At 64.0% G+C, this 15306-nt stretch carries 14 protein-coding genes; 5 read left to right on the top strand and 9 right to left on the bottom strand.

The window, feature by feature from the left end; translation table 11 throughout:
- The 5 genes from argA to CKO15_RS09605 all read left to right on the top strand — a co-directional run.
- Positions 1–1241 (top strand): amino-acid N-acetyltransferase (gene argA, locus CKO15_RS09585; RefSeq protein ID WP_242464702.1); only part of this gene is annotated, 1241 nt, incomplete at its 5' end.
- Between the two features lie 94 nt (positions 1242–1335).
- The gene (locus CKO15_RS09590; protein ID WP_200195528.1) at positions 1336–2130 is read left to right on the top strand and encodes a thymidylate synthase; all 795 of its coding nucleotides are present in this window, start codon (positions 1336–1338) and stop codon (positions 2128–2130) included.
- The gene (locus CKO15_RS09595; RefSeq protein WP_200195530.1) at positions 2130–2639 is read left to right on the top strand and encodes a dihydrofolate reductase; all 510 of its coding nucleotides are present in this window, start codon (positions 2130–2132) and stop codon (positions 2637–2639) included. The genes CKO15_RS09590 and CKO15_RS09595 overlap by 1 nt, the downstream gene beginning before the upstream one ends.
- A 422-nt stretch (positions 2640–3061) precedes the next feature.
- Complete coding sequence (locus CKO15_RS09600) at positions 3062–4204, top strand: porin (protein WP_200195532.1); 1143 nt, start codon at positions 3062–3064, stop codon at positions 4202–4204.
- Between the two features lie 290 nt (positions 4205–4494).
- Positions 4495–5610 (top strand): porin, encoded by a 1116-nt coding sequence (locus tag CKO15_RS09605; RefSeq protein ID WP_200195534.1) that lies wholly within the window; start codon positions 4495–4497, stop codon positions 5608–5610.
- A gap of 13 nt (positions 5611–5623) precedes the next feature.
- Here the strand turns inward: CKO15_RS09605 and CKO15_RS09610 are convergent, their stop codons facing one another.
- The 9 genes from CKO15_RS09610 to CKO15_RS09650 form a co-directional block, all read right to left on the bottom strand.
- Complete coding sequence (locus CKO15_RS09610) at positions 5624–7795, bottom strand: peptidase associated/transthyretin-like domain-containing protein (RefSeq protein WP_200195536.1); 2172 nt, start codon at positions 7793–7795, stop codon at positions 5624–5626.
- Positions 7788–8144, bottom strand: a complete 357-nt coding sequence (locus CKO15_RS09615; RefSeq protein WP_200195538.1) for a hypothetical protein — start codon at positions 8142–8144, stop codon at positions 7788–7790. The genes CKO15_RS09610 and CKO15_RS09615 overlap by 8 nt, the downstream gene beginning before the upstream one ends.
- A gap of 48 nt (positions 8145–8192) precedes the next feature.
- Positions 8193–8792 carry a hypothetical protein gene (locus CKO15_RS09620; RefSeq protein WP_200195540.1) on the bottom strand — a complete coding sequence of 200 codons (600 nt, stop codon included), beginning with the start codon at positions 8790–8792 and terminating at the stop codon, positions 8193–8195.
- Positions 8793–9106: 314 nt separating this feature from the next.
- Positions 9107–10366, bottom strand: coding sequence for a transcription termination factor Rho (gene rho, locus CKO15_RS09625; RefSeq protein ID WP_200195542.1), 1260 nt, complete (start codon positions 10364–10366; stop codon positions 9107–9109).
- Positions 10367–10480: 114 nt separating this feature from the next.
- Complete coding sequence (gene trxA, locus CKO15_RS09630) at positions 10481–10810, bottom strand: thioredoxin TrxA (protein WP_200195544.1); 330 nt, start codon at positions 10808–10810, stop codon at positions 10481–10483.
- Between the two features lie 284 nt (positions 10811–11094).
- On the bottom strand, positions 11095–12015 hold the full coding sequence (cysQ, locus tag CKO15_RS09635) for a 3'(2'),5'-bisphosphate nucleotidase CysQ (protein ID WP_338036040.1): 921 nt from the start codon (positions 12013–12015) through the stop codon (positions 11095–11097).
- On the bottom strand, positions 12012–12572 hold the full coding sequence (nudE, locus tag CKO15_RS09640) for an ADP compounds hydrolase NudE (RefSeq protein ID WP_200195546.1): 561 nt from the start codon (positions 12570–12572) through the stop codon (positions 12012–12014). Before nudE ends, cysQ begins: the two co-directional genes overlap by 4 nt.
- 29 nt (positions 12573–12601) lie before the next feature.
- Positions 12602–13894 carry an acetate/propionate family kinase gene (locus CKO15_RS09645; protein WP_200195548.1) on the bottom strand — a complete coding sequence of 431 codons (1293 nt, stop codon included), beginning with the start codon at positions 13892–13894 and terminating at the stop codon, positions 12602–12604.
- Positions 13895–13964: 70 nt separating this feature from the next.
- Positions 13965–15293: a bifunctional enoyl-CoA hydratase/phosphate acetyltransferase gene (locus CKO15_RS09650; RefSeq protein ID WP_200195550.1), complete on the bottom strand. Its 1329-nt coding sequence runs from the start codon at positions 15291–15293 to the stop codon at positions 13965–13967.
- Positions 15294–15306 lie beyond the last annotated feature (13 nt).

A 15306-nucleotide genomic window follows, 5' to 3' on the forward strand; every position in this document is an offset into this window, starting at 1 on the left:
ACTCCGCCCACTCCGCCCACCCGCGCGGCCTGCGGGTCACCGATGCTGCCGCCCTAGAGTGCGTCAAAGACGCTGTCGGTGCCGTGCGCACTACGCTCGAGGCGGCGCTCTCAACCGGCATGGCCACCTCGCCGATGGCCGGCCTGCGCATCCGTGTAGCCTCCGGCAACGTCATCACCGCCCGCCCGGTCGGCGTCCGCAACGGGATCGATCACCAATACACCGGTGAACTCCGGCGGGTCGATACCGTCGCCCTCAAGCGCCGCCTTGATGATGGCGACATCGTCCTCGTCTCACCGCTTGGCTACTCGCCGACGGGTGAGGTCTTTAACCTCTCGGCTGAGTCGGTCGCTCACGCCACCGCTGTCGCCCTCGCCGCCGATAAGCTAATCCTGCTCAGCGCTCACGCCCCGCTGCGCGGCGCCGACGGTACACCGGTGCGCGAACTGACGCCGAGCGAGGCGCAGCAGTGGCTGGCTGCCTCGTCGCCCTCGGCCTCGTCGCCCTCCGCCACCAAACAGCAGCCAAGCGCCACGCCCATCCCACAACAGGATCCGGAAGCGAGCGTCGATTCGAGCCCTGCCGGAACTGCGCCCACCGCTACTGGGTGCTCCTGTGCTCCGCTAACGCATGCTGCGCTGACGGGTACCGCTCGGCGGTTGCTGCGTGGTGCCGCTCAAGCGTGCAGCACCGGTGTGGCGCGCGTTCACCTGCTCGATCGTCGTCAGGATGGCGCCTTGCTGCTAGAATTGTTCACCCGCGACGGCGTCGGCACGATGATCGCGCAGCAGCCCTTCGAGGCGCTGCGCACCGCCCGGCTCGACGACATCCCCGGGATCCTGGCGCTGATCCGCCCCTTGGAGCAGAGCGGTGCCCTGACGCAGCGTTCGCAGACGCTGCTGGAGCAACAGATCGAGCACTTTACGGTCGCCGAACGCGATGGTGCCGTCGTCGCCACCGCCGCGCTGATCCCGTGGCCCGATGCAGGCGCCGGCGAGATCGCCTGCCTGGCCGTCGACCCCAGCTACCAGGGGAGTGGACGGGCTGCAGCGCTGCTGCGCGCCCTGGAGCAGCAAGCGCGCCGCCAGGGCCTGCACGATCTCTTTGCGCTGACGACCCACGCCGAGCACTGGTTTCGTGAGCGCGGCTTTCAAACCGTCGATCCGGCGGCGTTGCCGGCGGCCCGGCAAGCGCTCTACGACGTCAACCGCGGCTCGAAGGTCGTGGGCAAGAAGATCTAAAGGGCTGACCAGCTTAGAGGGCTTAAGGGTTTTATGGGGTTTTAGGGGCTTAATGAATTCATAAGGAATTATAGGATTTGAAGGATCTAATAGAATGGATCAATATTTACAATTGTTGAGCGAGGTGCTTGAGCACGGGCACCGCAAAACCGATCGCACCGGTACCGGCACCCTCTCGCTCTTTGGCCGGCAACTGCGCTTCGATCTGCAAGCCGGCTTTCCGGCGGTGACGACAAAACGGCTCTTTTGGCGCGGTGTGGTCGAGGAACTGCTGTGGTTTATCCGCGGCAGCACCAACGCGCACGAATTGAGTGAGCGCGGCGTCCATATCTGGGATGCGTGGGCCGATGCCGACGGCGAGCTCGGCCCCGTCTACGGCGCGCAGTGGCGCCGCTGGCGAACCGCCGATGGCCGCCAGATCGACCAGCTCCAGCGGCTACTTGAGGAGCTGCGCACGCACCCCGACTCCCGTCGCCACTTGGTCTCGGCCTGGAACGTCGGTGAACTGGAAGAGATGAACCTGCCCCCCTGCCACCTCCTCTTTCAGTTCTATGTGGCTGAAGGCCGTCTCTCCTGTCTGCTCTACCAGCGATCGGCCGATCTCTTCCTCGGCCTGCCCTTTAACATCGCCTCCTACAGCCTCTTGACCCACCTGATCGCCCGCCATGTCGGGCTTGAGGTCGGCGAGTTCGTCTGGAGCGGCGGCGATTGCCACCTCTATCTTAACCACGTCGAGCAGGCCCGCGAGCAGCTGAGCCGTACCCCGCGCGCCCTGCCGCAGCTCCATATCTCGGCACCGACCAACGACCTTTTTTGCGCGCGCTCCGCCGATCTCCAGCTTGTCGGCTACGACCCCCACCCTCACATCCCAGCACCGATTGCCGTCTGATGAGCCGAAACAAAGCCAAAAGCACAAAGGTCGTCCTCATCGCCATCATGGGCCGCAACCGCGTCATCGGCGATGGCACCACACAGCCGTGGCACTTTCGCTGCGATCTGCGCCGCTTTCAGGCGCTCACCCGCGGTCACCCGCTGATTCTTGGCCGGCGAACCTTTGCTGCCATCGGCAAACCGCTCCCTGAGCGCACTCATATCGTCCTGACCCATAATCCAAAGGACCGCCCGCCTGGCGTCCTTACTGCCGCAACGATCGACAACGCCTTGCAACTGGCCGCAGCGGCCCCGGGCGGTGACGAGATCTTTGTCATCGGCGGTGGTACGGTCTACGAACAGCTGCTGCCCTACGCCGACCGCATTGAGCTGACAATCGTCGACGATGCCCCCGCCGGCACGGTGCACTTCCCCATCCTGGATGAGACGCAGTGGCAAGAAGAGTCCAGTGAGAGCGCGGCCGAAGCAGGATACGCGCTACGCTTCGTTCGCCTGCGGCGGCGCTGAATCGACCGGGCTACCATTCATTGGCCCACAAGCCCGCCACGTAGCGGAGGGCACGAAAACTCGAAAACTGCGGAAACAACTGCGAAATCTGGACAGGCACACCGAAAAATACCCGCCGTTTCTTGTTCACTTTGCCTGCGACTGCAAGACCTATCTCTGCCACTTGCGCACTTTGTCACTCTCCTGTAAAAGGGGCAGGGCTTGCGCTTAGCAGTTGCAGATCCGCAATCGTGAGAAGCCACGGATTGCAGCAGCGGATTCTGTGTGTGTTTGCGTTGCTGAGTGTCGCGTCAAGGATCGCGCAACCCAGTCTACACTGGGTACAGTGGTCGGCACGTTCGGTTCAGGCCTCGGCGTGCTGAAGAGCCACAGACCAAAACGAAATAGAATAAACTCCGCTCTACGATGGAGGAGCACCATCCATGAAGTTGAAGAACCCCACGAAAAAGATCATTGCCGCCGTTGGCGCGACCGCCCTTGCGGCCCCGCTGGCTGTCTTGGCCGACGGCCACAGCGAGCGCGCCCAGGTCTACGGTTTTGTGAACCTCTCGGTCGACTATGAGGGGTATAAGGCGGCAGACAACTTGGTAGATGACGAGGGCAACCCCCGGGAAGTTGAGGACGGCAACCTGGCCATGAACACCGGCTCGTCGCACTTCGGCCTCCGCGGCAGTGAGGATCTAGGTGGCGGCCTGAGCGCCGTCTATCAAGCCGAGCTCGAGTGGACCTACACCGGTGATGTCCAAGGCTCCGGCGGCGGCGGCCAGTTTATTACCCAGGTCCGCGACAGCTACGTCGGCCTTGATGGGGAGTTCGGTCGTCTGACCCTCGGTCGGCAGGTCCTCGGCAATCAGTTCGTCTACGACGGTCCGGGGCGCGACTGGATCGCTCAGGTCGGCACCTCTGGCGGGGCACTGAGCATGGGCTGGTGGGGAGAAAACGACGATGGGGACGTGGTCTGGAATGGCTGGGGCAGCCGTGCCAATAACATGATCCGCTACACTGCGCCGTCGAGCGGGGCACTCAACCTGGTGTTCAGCTTTGTGCCCGGCCACTTCGGTGTCGCCGATGAGCATACTGTCGGCGCTCGAGCCGCTTATGCCGAAGGCCCGCTCTCTTTTGGCGCTACCCTGTGGCACCACATGGGGGATGATGCCATCAGTCTCTTCTCTCTCGGTGGCCGCTACGACTTCGGCGCCGTGACCCTGGGCGCCCAATTCTCGGCCCAGAGCCACGACGCCGACGATTTCGATAACGATCACAGCGCAGTGGCGCTCGGCGCGATGATGCCACTTGGCAATACGGGCCGCGTCAAAGGCATCGTCACGCAGCACATGGATGACGGCGACGACCTTGATTACACCACGATCGCCGCCGGCTACGACCACATCTTCAGCTCGCGCACCGAACTGCGCTTCGCCGTTGCTGCAACCCTCAACGACGAGAACCGTAACGTGACACCACACGCCTACGGCATCTACGGCCCCTCGTCGATCGAACGAGGTGATATCGCCGCTGACGAGACCCACATGACGGTCAGCGCCAACCTGCGGCACTCTTTCTAAGGGCTGCCCGATAGGCCGCTGGTCAGCACAACACGGTGCGATACCAGCGGCCCGCTGAGCGATGCCCGACGCGCCGCTGGCCAGGCCGGCGAGTGAAGGGTACGACGGTCAGAGTACCAAAGCGGGACGCCCCCATAAGGGGCTGTCCCGCTTTTTGTGACACGACTTTTTGTGCCTCCGTCTGCACGCTAGCAGTCTCTTTGATTACATCCGATCTTTTAGATACAATCTCGACTGTTTGATTAAACTCATTTTCCCTCTCCACACCCAGCCAAACGACCGATCGATCTATGACCCATCGTCTACTCCCCTACGCCGCCGCCACGCTCTTTGCCTGCGCTGCCCTGAGCGCCCAAGCCAACCCCCAAGAGGAGCGCCACAACTTCACCTTCTACGGCCAAATCGGCTACGAACTTCAATATCTCGACCCGGAGATCAGCGAGGCCGACGGCCTCGACTGGGGCGCCTATCTGTCGCGCATCGGCGTGCGTGGCGACTACACCATCAGTGACGAGCTTGCCGCCGTCTACCAAGTCGAGAGCTTTTTGCTACACGGCGAAAGCGGCGACCCGATTGGCTTTCGCAACACCTACGGCGGGCTCCGGCACGCGACCTTCGGCGAGTTGCGCTTTGGCCGCCACGACACTCCGCATAAGCGGGCCAATCTTCCTTTCTTTGCCGGCGCCAATTTGCTCTTTGACACCGCCGAGGGCAGCGGCAGCGGTCTTGGGCGCTGGAACACGACACTTACCACACCGGAGACGGATAGCGGCGATGAATTGTTTCACGCTATCGCCCGCGGTCGCGGCTTTATCGCTCAACGCTTTCAGCGCTGGCACGGCACCCTGCACTACCTCAGCCCGCGCATTCACGGCGTGACCTTCGAGGCGGCACTGCGCCCCGTACAGGAACAAGGCGGCGAGGAGAGCTGGGTCGATTTCTCCACCTCGCTGACCTACCGCCACGATCAGTGGCTACTCAACGCCGCCTACGAGAGTGAGGGTGCGCTTGATGACAGCGGTGCCGGTGGCAGTGGTGTCTATAGCTCGTGGCTCGTCGGCGTCCTCTTTACGCCGAACGACCTACTGAGCATCGGTGCGCAAGTCGAGCAGCTCGATATCGACGTCGATCGCGACCTCCACGGCGATCTCCTGCGCATCCTGCTGCCGATCAAACTCGACTTTGGGCAGCACTACGTCCACACCTTCTTGAAGTACGACGACTTCGACTACCAGGATCGCACCGCCGCGTGCGAAGAGGGCTGCGCCGACGAGTGGCTCGACATCGGCCTGCAGGTCGGCTACTTCCTCGATACGGAGCGCAACACCCAAGTCTACGGCGTTGCCGGGTCGGCGATGGACATTGAGGGAGTCAACTACGGTGTCGGCGTCCGCCACCACTGGTAGCCGGGAGCGTCATTCAGTGGTAGTGCACCCCTGGACGGGCCTCGACCTGTGCCGGGCGCTGATAATTGGCATCGAGCTGTGAGGCGCCGATACCGAGCCAACCGACCACTCCGGGGCCGGCGTCGAAGTCGGCGACTCGCAGCCCGAAGCTCCAGATTTCGTAGCGCCCAGCAGCTTCTATAAAGAGGTAGTCGCGCTGGGCGCTGCCGCCCGGCATGCTGATATCGGCCCCGCTGTCGCCCCAACGCGACTGCTCCCAAGCGTAGTTAAGCGTCAACCAGCCGACGCCGACGCCGACCGGGCGCCACAACCCGGCCCCCGCGGTGAGCTGCCAGCTCCCCAGATCGACCGTATCACTGCTCGTCGTATCGTCGTTGCTGTCGAGTACATCGACCTCGTAACGCTCATAGCGATAACCAAGACTGCCGGTCGCCAGCAGCGGCCAACTTCGGGCAAAGTAGGCAGCCACACCGCTAAGCTGGAGATTCGGCACGATGCGCGCGATCTCTTCGAGTTCTTCGTGCGCTTGCGGCAAGTCGATGTAGTCGATCTCACCATCAGGCCCCGGCACTCGATAGCGGTCCCCTGGCTCACCAGCGGTCACCCCGGCCATCAGACCCCAAAGCCAGCCGTAGTAGAAGGGGTAACGATCCAGCGGCTCGGCGTAGACCCGCTGCACCCGCTCCCCCGGTTCGACGACGATCTCATCGATGACCTCTTGGTAGCGCGGGTGATCGCGCGAAATCCGCACCGTGTAGCGCCCTGCTTCGGCCGGGCGGCGGATTGCAGCGGCACTCAACCCTTCGTGCCCCTCAATATGAATGCGGGTGTTGCGCCCTTGAGTGCGCAGATCGAGCTCACCGAAGCGGCGCTCGGTTAGGCGGACACTGTAAAAGGCGGCCGGCGAACCGGCGGCAACCTCAATACGCTGCACTTCATCCCGGTGCTCGTCACTGCCGAGAAGACGCAGCCTATAGCTGCGCCCGGGAGTAACGGCAACCCGCGCCGGCGTCGTATATCCGCGGCCATCGAGTTCGATCACGCTCCCCGGCGGCTCACTGTGCAAGTAGAGCGTCGCCTCTTCGAGTTCGCGCCAGCGGCGCGGATAGAGCGTATCGATCCGTCGCTGCTCACGACTCAATAACGCCTCGCGCCGCCCGCCACGCTCAGCGATCACCTCTACCTGCGAGGAGAGATCGTCGAGGCGCAACGCCCCGGTCCAGCCTTCACGGTCGGTCACTAAGCGATACCCAGCGAGGGTGAGCGCAACCCCAGGTTGTGGTTGCAACGTCTCATCGTCGATCACGATAAAACGGACCCGCTCCGCTTCGCCGCTTCGTCCTGTGCTTCGTTCTGTGTTACTGCCGGTATCGACGACAGGCAGGACCCGCATTCGCTCCACGGCACTTCGGGCCTTCTCGTTAAAGTAGACCGCAAAGGTCGTCTCGCCTCGCTCTGGAACGTAGAGCCGACGCTTCTCCAGATCGAGTCGTCGCACCGTTTCGAGCCCATTCATGGCGCGGTCCAGGCGCAGCCCAGGGCGATTCACCGGGGTCGCCTCAAGCAGTTCAAACTGCGCCAGCGCTGGCGCCAGCGTAGCGGCTTCGGCCCGCATCCGCTCCATCCGCGCATCGCTTACGCGCAGCGTTGCCACCCAACCCTCCGCGGCGCGCTGTTCGCGCACCACCTCGGCCCCGGCAATCGCAACGTGGCTTAAGGAGGCGACCGTCGACTCAAACGCCAGCTCCTCAAGGCGCTCGACGGCATCGCCGGCCGGTGTGCCAAGCTCGCCGCGCCGCTCCAGACTGCGATAGACCTCGCGCTGCTCCCCGCGAATCGCCGTCACGACTTGACCGGCGAGCTGGTAGAGGGCGGCCTGCCGGGCCGCCTCCGGGGTCTCGCCGAGGCCGTGGCCGTAGGCGTAGCCGGCACGCTCCTCGTCACGCGCCTGTGCCCACAGCGCATCGGCGCTCTGCGGCTGCGCCTCTCGGCCCGAAGTGGCACAGCCGACCAGTGTCGCGCCGAGCAGTGCCACCATCAGCGCCACGACGCCCAGCAACGGTTTCGGTTTCAGTGTCAGCTTCGGGTTCAGGTTCAGCGTCGACAACCACATCCACCGCCGCACTAGGTGCAGCGGGCGATTCAGAGCACACAAAGCGCTAATCACGCTGTTCACGCTATTCACGTTGCTGCTGCTCGCGCTCTTTGCGCAGCCGCTCAAGCGCCTCGCGCTTGCTGCGCTCAAGCTCACGGCGTTCTTCGCGCTCGGCCTCCTGTGCAGCGCGCTCAGCCTCGGCCTGCTGCGCGGCACGCTCCGCTCCATTGGCACAACCGCCCAGGGCCATGCCGAACAAGGCCAACGTCAAGGCCAGCGTCAAAGTCACCACCCCGATCGACATTGCGCCACGCCAGCGCCGGCCCAGGCCCAGGCCCAGGTCGGCCCCGGAACTGCTCGCTGTGCCTGCTGCAACCTGAGCAGGCCCGCAGCGCCGCCATCGCCGCCGCCCCCGCAACCACCACCGCTGCTTGACCATCGCACCGCTCCTCAACCGCCCATAGTCACCCAACCGGCATCACGATCGCTAAAAGAGCCGGCCCATGACGACGGAAAAACCCTCGCGCGCCCCTCCCTCAAGATTAAACCCCACATAACCGGTTTCGTCGACCCTCACCGTAAGGCGCGCAAAACCGCCGTAGTTCCGATCTTCACGAAAGTGTTCAGAGGCGCCATCAGCCCAATCTTGATCGCCGTCGCTGCGCAGCGCGGAGAGCCCGGCATGCAGCCACAGATCCCCAAGACGCACCACAGGCCCAAAGCGTCCGAGGAGTTCAAGCCACTCGATCTCACTCTCACCCGCCTCCGCATCACCACTGACCGAGTACCACGTTAGCGACGTCGAGGCCAAAAGCGAGAGCGGCGCCGAGGCAAAGAGGTGACTGCGCAGCCCGACTCCGAGATAGTGGCCATCGAAGCGCAGACGCACATCGTCGCGCGGGTCGTCCTGCCGAAGGCGAATCCAGCCACCGAACAGCCCCGGCTGCACCTGCACCCGCGCCGCTTCATAGAGCTCGAAACCGACACGCTTGCGCCGCTGCTCACGACAACGAGCGGCGTAGCAGTGATCGCTGCGCAGGTGCTCGGCACGGAAGGCGAGATCAACCCCGCCGCCGACCGGCGACACCGACTCTCTCTGGTAACGGGAAGCGTGCCAGCGACTGGAAGCTTGGTGGTTGGACTGGGCGTTGGACTTGGTATTGGACTGGGCGGAGGAATACGCTTGAGAATGGCCGTGGAAATCGGAGCGAGAGTGGACAGGCGAGAACGACGCGGGCGAGAACGACGCGGCCGGCGGCAGACTGCCCTGCAGCGAACCAGCCGAGGGGCCGGCCTGAGCAGAAAGGAGGGGCAATAGCAAGACAGCTGCAACCGCGGCGAGCGCCCACCGCGCCGGCGACGACCACCGCCGCCCGCGCCAGCGCCCGCCTCGGTCACGGCTCACCGCTTCATAGCCTCGAAAAACTCGCCATTGGTCTTGGTCTCTTTGAGTTTGTCGAGGAGGAATTCGACGGCGGCAACCTCGTCCATATTGTGGAGCAGCTTGCGCAGAATCCACGTCTTCTGCAGCTCCTCGGGGGTCATCAGCAACTCTTCACGGCGCGTTCCGGAGCGATTGAGATGGATGGCCGGGTAGATGCGCTTCTCGGCGATCCGCCGATCCATGTGCAGCTCCATATTGCCCGTGCCCTTAAACTCCTCGTAGATCACCTCATCCATGCGCGAACCGGTCTCGACGAGTGCCGTTGCCAAGATCGTCAGGCTGCCCCCCTCCTCGACATTTCGAGCAGCGCCGAAAAACCGCTTCGGCCGGTGGAGGGCGTTGGCATCGACCCCGCCCGTCAACACCTTACCCGAGGAGGGTACAACCGTGTTGTAGGCGCGGGCCAAGCGGGTGATCGAATCGAGCAAGATAACGACGTCCATCTTGTGCTCGACGAGCCGCTTAGCCTTCTCAATCACCATCTCGGCGACTTGGACGTGGCGCGAGGCCGGTTCATCGAAGGTCGAGGAGACGGTCTCGGCGCTGAGCACCGATCGGGCGAACTCCGTAACCTCTTCGGGCCGCTCGTCGATCAACAAGACGATCAGGTAACACTCCGGAAAGTTCGCGTTGATGCTCTGGGCGACGTTCTGGAGCATCATCGTCTTACCGGCCTTCGGCGGAGAGACGATCAAGCCGCGCTGCCCTTTGCCGATCGGGGCTACAAGATCGATCACCCGGGCGGTCAGATCCTCGGTCGAACCGTTGCCGCGCTCCATCCGCATCCGATTGCGGGTAAAGAGCGGGGTTAAGTTCTCGAAGAGAACCTTATTTTTGGCCGCCTCGGGCGGCTCGTAATTGATCTGGTCGACCTTGAGCAGCGCAAAGTAGCGCTCGCCGTCTTTGGGTGGGCGAATCTTGCCGGTGATGGTATCACCGGTGCGCAGCGAAAAGCGGCGAATCTGACTCGGTGAGACGTAGATATCGTCCGGACCTGCCATGTAAGAGGCATCCGCCGAACGCAAAAAACCGAAGCCATCTTGCAGGATCTCAAGTACACCGTCGCCGTAAATCGAATCGCCATTTTTCGCATGCGCCTTGAGAATGGCGAATATGACATCCTGCTTGCGCGAGCGCGCATAGCCCTCAATGCCCATCGACTGGGCGATTTCCAGTAGTTCCGTGGCAGGTTTTCTCTTGAGCTCGGTGAGATTCATGATCTGTTTCGTGTACGGGGGAGGGGCAGGCGCACTCGCCAATCGCTCGGCGTGCGGCTCTCAGAGAACCACGCCGCCGCATCAGCCAAGCCGAAGCGCATCACGCCTCGCAGATTAGAGATTGCTGTCAATGAAGGCCGTCAGCTGCGATTTCGACAAGGCGCCGACTTTCGTCGCCTCGACATTGCCGTTTTTGAAGAGCATCAGCGTGGGGATCCCGCGAATGCCATACTTCGGCGGGGTCTCCGGGTTCTCGTCGATGTTAAGTTTGACGACCCGCAGCCGCTCCCCGTATTCACCGGCGATCTCCTCAAGAATCGGTGCAATCATCTTGCACGGCCCACACCACTCGGCCCAGTAATCGACCAGCACCGGCTCACTCGCCCTGAGCACGTCTTCCTCGAAGCTCTGATCAGTGGCGTGCACGATAGCGTTGTCGCTCACAGTTGGTAACCTCCAGCTTTTTTTGGATCATAGCGCGGCAGCGTATGGCCGCTCGATTTGGAGTCCGGGATCACTCACAGGGGAGCCGGTCGATGCAGACTGTCCCGGACCTGGGCGGAATGGATGGCCCTCTGGGGCCGACGACGGGGCCGATGGATTTTCTCTGCGACGTTTGCGCGGAAAATAGCTGCCAGCAACGGCCTTGTCAACTCCGGACCCCACTCAACCAACCCAGTGGCGCTTGGCAACGGCCCACCACAGTCGGCGTGAATCGTACGATCGCCTCAATCGAGACGCCGCTCCCACGGCAAGCCTGCGGTCAACTCAGCCCAGGCATACTCTGGATCGCCGACAGCGAGAAAATCGGGGTTAAGGAGCCCTTGTTTCGAATTGTAGCGCAATTCTGCCAGGCCGACATCCACCATGCGACCACCGGCCGCCTCCAGCACGCAGTGCGCGGCCGCGGTATCCCACTCGCTCGTCGGACCGAAGCGCGGATAGAGATCGGCGCTCCCCTCGGCGACTCGGCAGATCTTCAGCGAGCTGCCGACCGACAGCGCCCGATGCTCACCCAGGCGCTCGAGCAGACCGGCAACAGCCGGGTCCAGATGGGAGCGGCTCACCACGACCGTCAACGGCGGACGGGCGCGGCGCGTTTGAATCGTCTCGCCCCGTTCTTCGCCCCGCTCCTCGCCCTGTTTTTCGCCCAACTCTTCGCCGTGGCATGCGGTGAAGCGGTACGCTGGCCCCGGCGCACTCGCCGCCCAGCTCACCCCCAGATCGGGGGCGTGGACCGCACCGAGCACCGGAACACCACGGCTGATCAGGGCAATGTTGACGGTAAATTCGCCGTTGCGCTTGATAAACTCGCGCGTGCCATCGAGCGGATCGATCAGCCAGTAGCTCGACCACTGCCGCCGCGTCTGCGCATTAACCTCATCGCCCTCCTCCGAGAGCTGCGGCAGCTCCGGGGTCAGCTCGCGCAGACCGGCAGCGATCACCTCGTGCGCTGCCCGATCGGCCCGCGTCAGCGGCGTCTCATCCGGTTTAGCGCTCACCTCCCACTCACCGCTGCGGTAGATCTCAAGGATACGCTCACCGGCTGCTTCGGCAATCCGGCGCACCGGAGCCAACCACGCCTGCCACGCTTCCGACTCTTCTAAGCGGTTTAATCGAGCGTCGCCTTGCACAGCAGATCGCTTCACACTGACCTCTTCTTCTCCAGCAGATAGTCGCGCGCCAAGTAGAGCGCCGCGATCGAGCGCGCCTCGGTCAACTCACGCTGCGCCAGCAGCCCCGGCAAGTCGTCCAACGGCCACGGCACGACCTCAATCGCTTCGGGTTCATCGCCCGGTAGGCGCTGCTCATAGAGCTCTTCAGCAAGCACGATCTGGGTGCGGTGACCAAAATAGCCCGGTGCCAAAGTCAGATCGCGCAGATGAGTCAAACGTTTGGCACCGTAGCCGACCTCCTCCATCAACTCGCGATTGGCCGCTTGCTCACGCGCCTCGCCGGCCTCGATCCGCCCCTTCGGCAACCCGAGTTCGTAGCGTTCGGTGCCAGCGGCGTACTCGCGGATCATCAGCACGCAGCCGTCGGCGCGTATCGGCACCACCAGCACCGCCCCGGCTGCACTCCCACCGAGGCGTTCGTACTCGACCTCAACGCCGTTGCTAAAGCGCAGCCCGATCGCCTCGACCCGAAAGAGCCGCGAGCGAGCCACGACATTGCGATGAAGCGTCTCCGGGTAGCGGTCAGCCATGATCCTAGCTCTCTAGCCCGCCTAAATCCCTAGCCCGCCGCGTCTGCGGGCGGGGGCGGACAAACCTGCGCACGGGTATGTGCAGCGATGACATGCTCCTCGTCGGTTGCCACCACCCACGCCCGCACCCGACTCTGCGCCGTCGTCAGCCGCGGACCGTGGCCGGCGTTCGCAGCGGCATCCAGCTCTAAACCGAGCCAGCTCAAACCGGCCATGATCCGTTCGCGAACCGGGGCGGCGTGCTCACCAATACCGGCGGTGAAGATCAGCGCATCAAGGCCACCGAGCGCCGCCGCCAGACTGCCGATCTCGCGCACCGCACGGTAACAGAAGAACTCGACCGCCTCGGCGGCGGCACTGTCGTCGCTCTCAAGCAGGTGGCGCATATCGGCAGAGAGCCCGGAGAGCCCGAGCAGCCCTGATTCACGATACAGCAACTGCTCCATGCCTTCCAGGGTCAGTCCCTCGACGCGCTGTAGGTGGAGCACCACGCCTGGGTCGATGGTGCCGCAGCGCTGCCCCATCGGCATTCCATCGAGCGCGGTGAAGCCCATCGTCGTCGCCACACTGCGCCCGCCCTGCAGCGCGCAGAGACTCGCCCCGGCGCCGAGGTGCGCGACCACACAGCGACCGGCAGCAGCAGGCGGATCGATCTCCGCCAGACGCGCCGCGATCCCCTCGTAGGAGAGGCCGTGGAAGCCGTAGCGTAAGATCCCCTGCTCGGCGTAGCGCCGCGGCAGGGCAAAGCGCTGCGCAACGGCCGGCTGCGTCCGGTGAAAGGCGGTATCGAAACAGGCCACTTGCGGCAGCTGCGGAGCCAGACGGCGCACGGCCGCAATCGCCGCTAAGTTGTGCGGTTGATGAAGCGGGGCGAGCGGCTCCAGCGCTTGTAGATCGGCGAGTACGGCGGCGTCGATCGCCACCGGTGCGTGGTAGTGCACCCCGCCGTGGACGACGCGATGGCCGGCAGCAATCAGCGTTACGGCGTCGCGATGCGCCTCCAGACAGCCGAGCACCGCCTCGAGCGCTTGGCGGTGATCGACAGTGTCTGCGCCCGCCTCGGCGCTGAGGGCGTGGCGCTGCTCGGCGGCGGTGCGGGCGGTGCCGACATCAGCTCCCTCCCCTTCCGCCGAACCGGGCGTGCTAGGCGCACCGGCCAGGGCGGCGGCCTGGGCAGTCAACGGCGTCAGCCGTAACTCAGCACCTTCGCCACCGATACCAGCGACCTGCCCGCGCAGATAGGGCTGCAGCGCTGCCGCGGTAAAGACAGCGAACTTTAGGCTCGACGAGCCGGCGTTGAGAACCAGGATGGCGTCCGCCACAGTGCCCTCCTTGGGCCGATTGTGCTTATTCAGCGTTCAGCGTACCGGGATGAGCAAGCGGCGCTCAACGTCACAGGTGCGCTAAGCCTCGCCGCTTACGATCGGCCACGAGCAGGGCGATGGCGCACGAGGCCAAACGAGCGATGACATCATCAGCCCGGCTCGTTAACACAATCGGCACCCGCGCCCCGAGCACGATGCCAGCCGCCTCGGCATCAGCGAGGTAGTAGAGCTGTTTTGCGAGCATATTGCCCGATTCGAGATCGGGGGCAATCAAGATATCGGGGTGACCGGCCACCGCCGACTCGATCCGCTTCGTCCGCGCAGCACTCTCGGAGATGGCGTTATCGAAGGCCAGCGGCCCATCGAGCAGGCCGCCATGAATTTGGCCACGATCGGCCATCTTGCAGAGCGCGGCGGCATCGAGCGTCGATGGGATCTCGGAGTTGACCGACTCGGTCGCTGAGAGGATGGCGACGCGCGGCAGCTCGACCCCCAAGGCGTGGGCCAGTTCGATGGCGTTCTGGCAGATGTCGCGCTTTTGACCGAGGTTCGGGGCGATATTGATCGCGGCATCGGAGATCAGCAGTGGCCGCGGATAGCTCGGCACATCCATGGCGTAGACGTGGCTGATGCGCCGCTCGGTGCGCAGCCCCTTTTGCCGGTTAACGACCGCCCCCATGAGCTCATCGGTGTGCAGCGAACCTTTCATGATCCCCTCGACCTCGCCGCGGCGCGCAAGGTCGACGGCCGCCTCGGCGGCCTCATGAGAGTGCTCGACATCAATGATCGCGAGTCGGCGCAGATCGATCTCGGCCTCCTCCGCTGCGGCCCGAATCTTATGCTCGGGCCCGACCAGGGTCAGCTCCATTAAACCATGCTCACTCGCCTGCACCGCCCCGTGGAGCGATAGTGCATCGACCGGATGGACCACCGCCACCCGCATCGGCTCAAGATCATCAGCCAACCGCAGCAAGCGATGGAGTTGCCGCCGCCGTCCACGGGTCGTCGACGCCACTAACGAATCGGGGGCGCCGTTGTCGTAGCCCTCCTGTGGTGGGCGCACCGTGATTCGCCCGCTGATCACCAGTTCACCATCGTCGCGCGTCGCCCTTGCAGCGATCACCACCTGCGCCTCAGCGTCGTGCTTGGCAACGACCTCAAGCTCAATCGTCACCGTATCGCCCAGACCGACCGTGCCGTGGTAGGTCAACTCCTGCGCCACCGGGATCGTCCCCGGACCGGGCAGCTCGGTGCAGACGGCGTTGATCAGCATGGTGCCCGGCCACAGCCCCTCACCGAGCACCCGCATGTCGTCGTGATTCAGCCGACTGGTCGTCTCAACCCGATCACCGACCTGCAGCGCCGCGTAGGTGTATTGCTGCACACTCGTCGTCATAGTGGTCACTGAT

The sequence above is a fragment of the Halorhodospira abdelmalekii genome (genome assembly GCF_016583625.1).
Lineage (GTDB): Bacteria > Pseudomonadota > Gammaproteobacteria > Nitrococcales > Halorhodospiraceae > Halorhodospira > Halorhodospira abdelmalekii.

Excerpts from the sequence above, each read along its gene's own strand:
- CKO15_RS09615 (WP_200195538.1), bottom strand. The coding sequence starts at position 8,144 with ATGGTCAAGCAGCGGTGGTGGTTGCGGGGGCGGCGGCGATGGCGGCGC.
- CKO15_RS09595 (WP_200195530.1), top strand. The coding sequence starts at position 2,130 with ATGAGCCGAAACAAAGCCAAAAGCACAAAGGTCGTCCTCATCGCCATC.
- CKO15_RS09650 (WP_200195550.1), bottom strand. The coding sequence starts at position 15,293 with ATGACGACGAGTGTGCAGCAATACACCTACGCGGCGCTGCAGGTCGGT.
- CKO15_RS09590 (WP_200195528.1), top strand. The coding sequence starts at position 1,336 with ATGGATCAATATTTACAATTGTTGAGCGAGGTGCTTGAGCACGGGCAC.
- rho (WP_200195542.1), bottom strand. The coding sequence starts at position 10,366 with ATGAATCTCACCGAGCTCAAGAGAAAACCTGCCACGGAACTACTGGAA.
- CKO15_RS09600 (WP_200195532.1), top strand. The coding sequence starts at position 3,062 with ATGAAGTTGAAGAACCCCACGAAAAAGATCATTGCCGCCGTTGGCGCG.
- CKO15_RS09605 (WP_200195534.1), top strand. The coding sequence starts at position 4,495 with ATGACCCATCGTCTACTCCCCTACGCCGCCGCCACGCTCTTTGCCTGC.
- nudE (WP_200195546.1), bottom strand. The coding sequence starts at position 12,572 with ATGGCTGACCGCTACCCGGAGACGCTTCATCGCAATGTCGTGGCTCGC.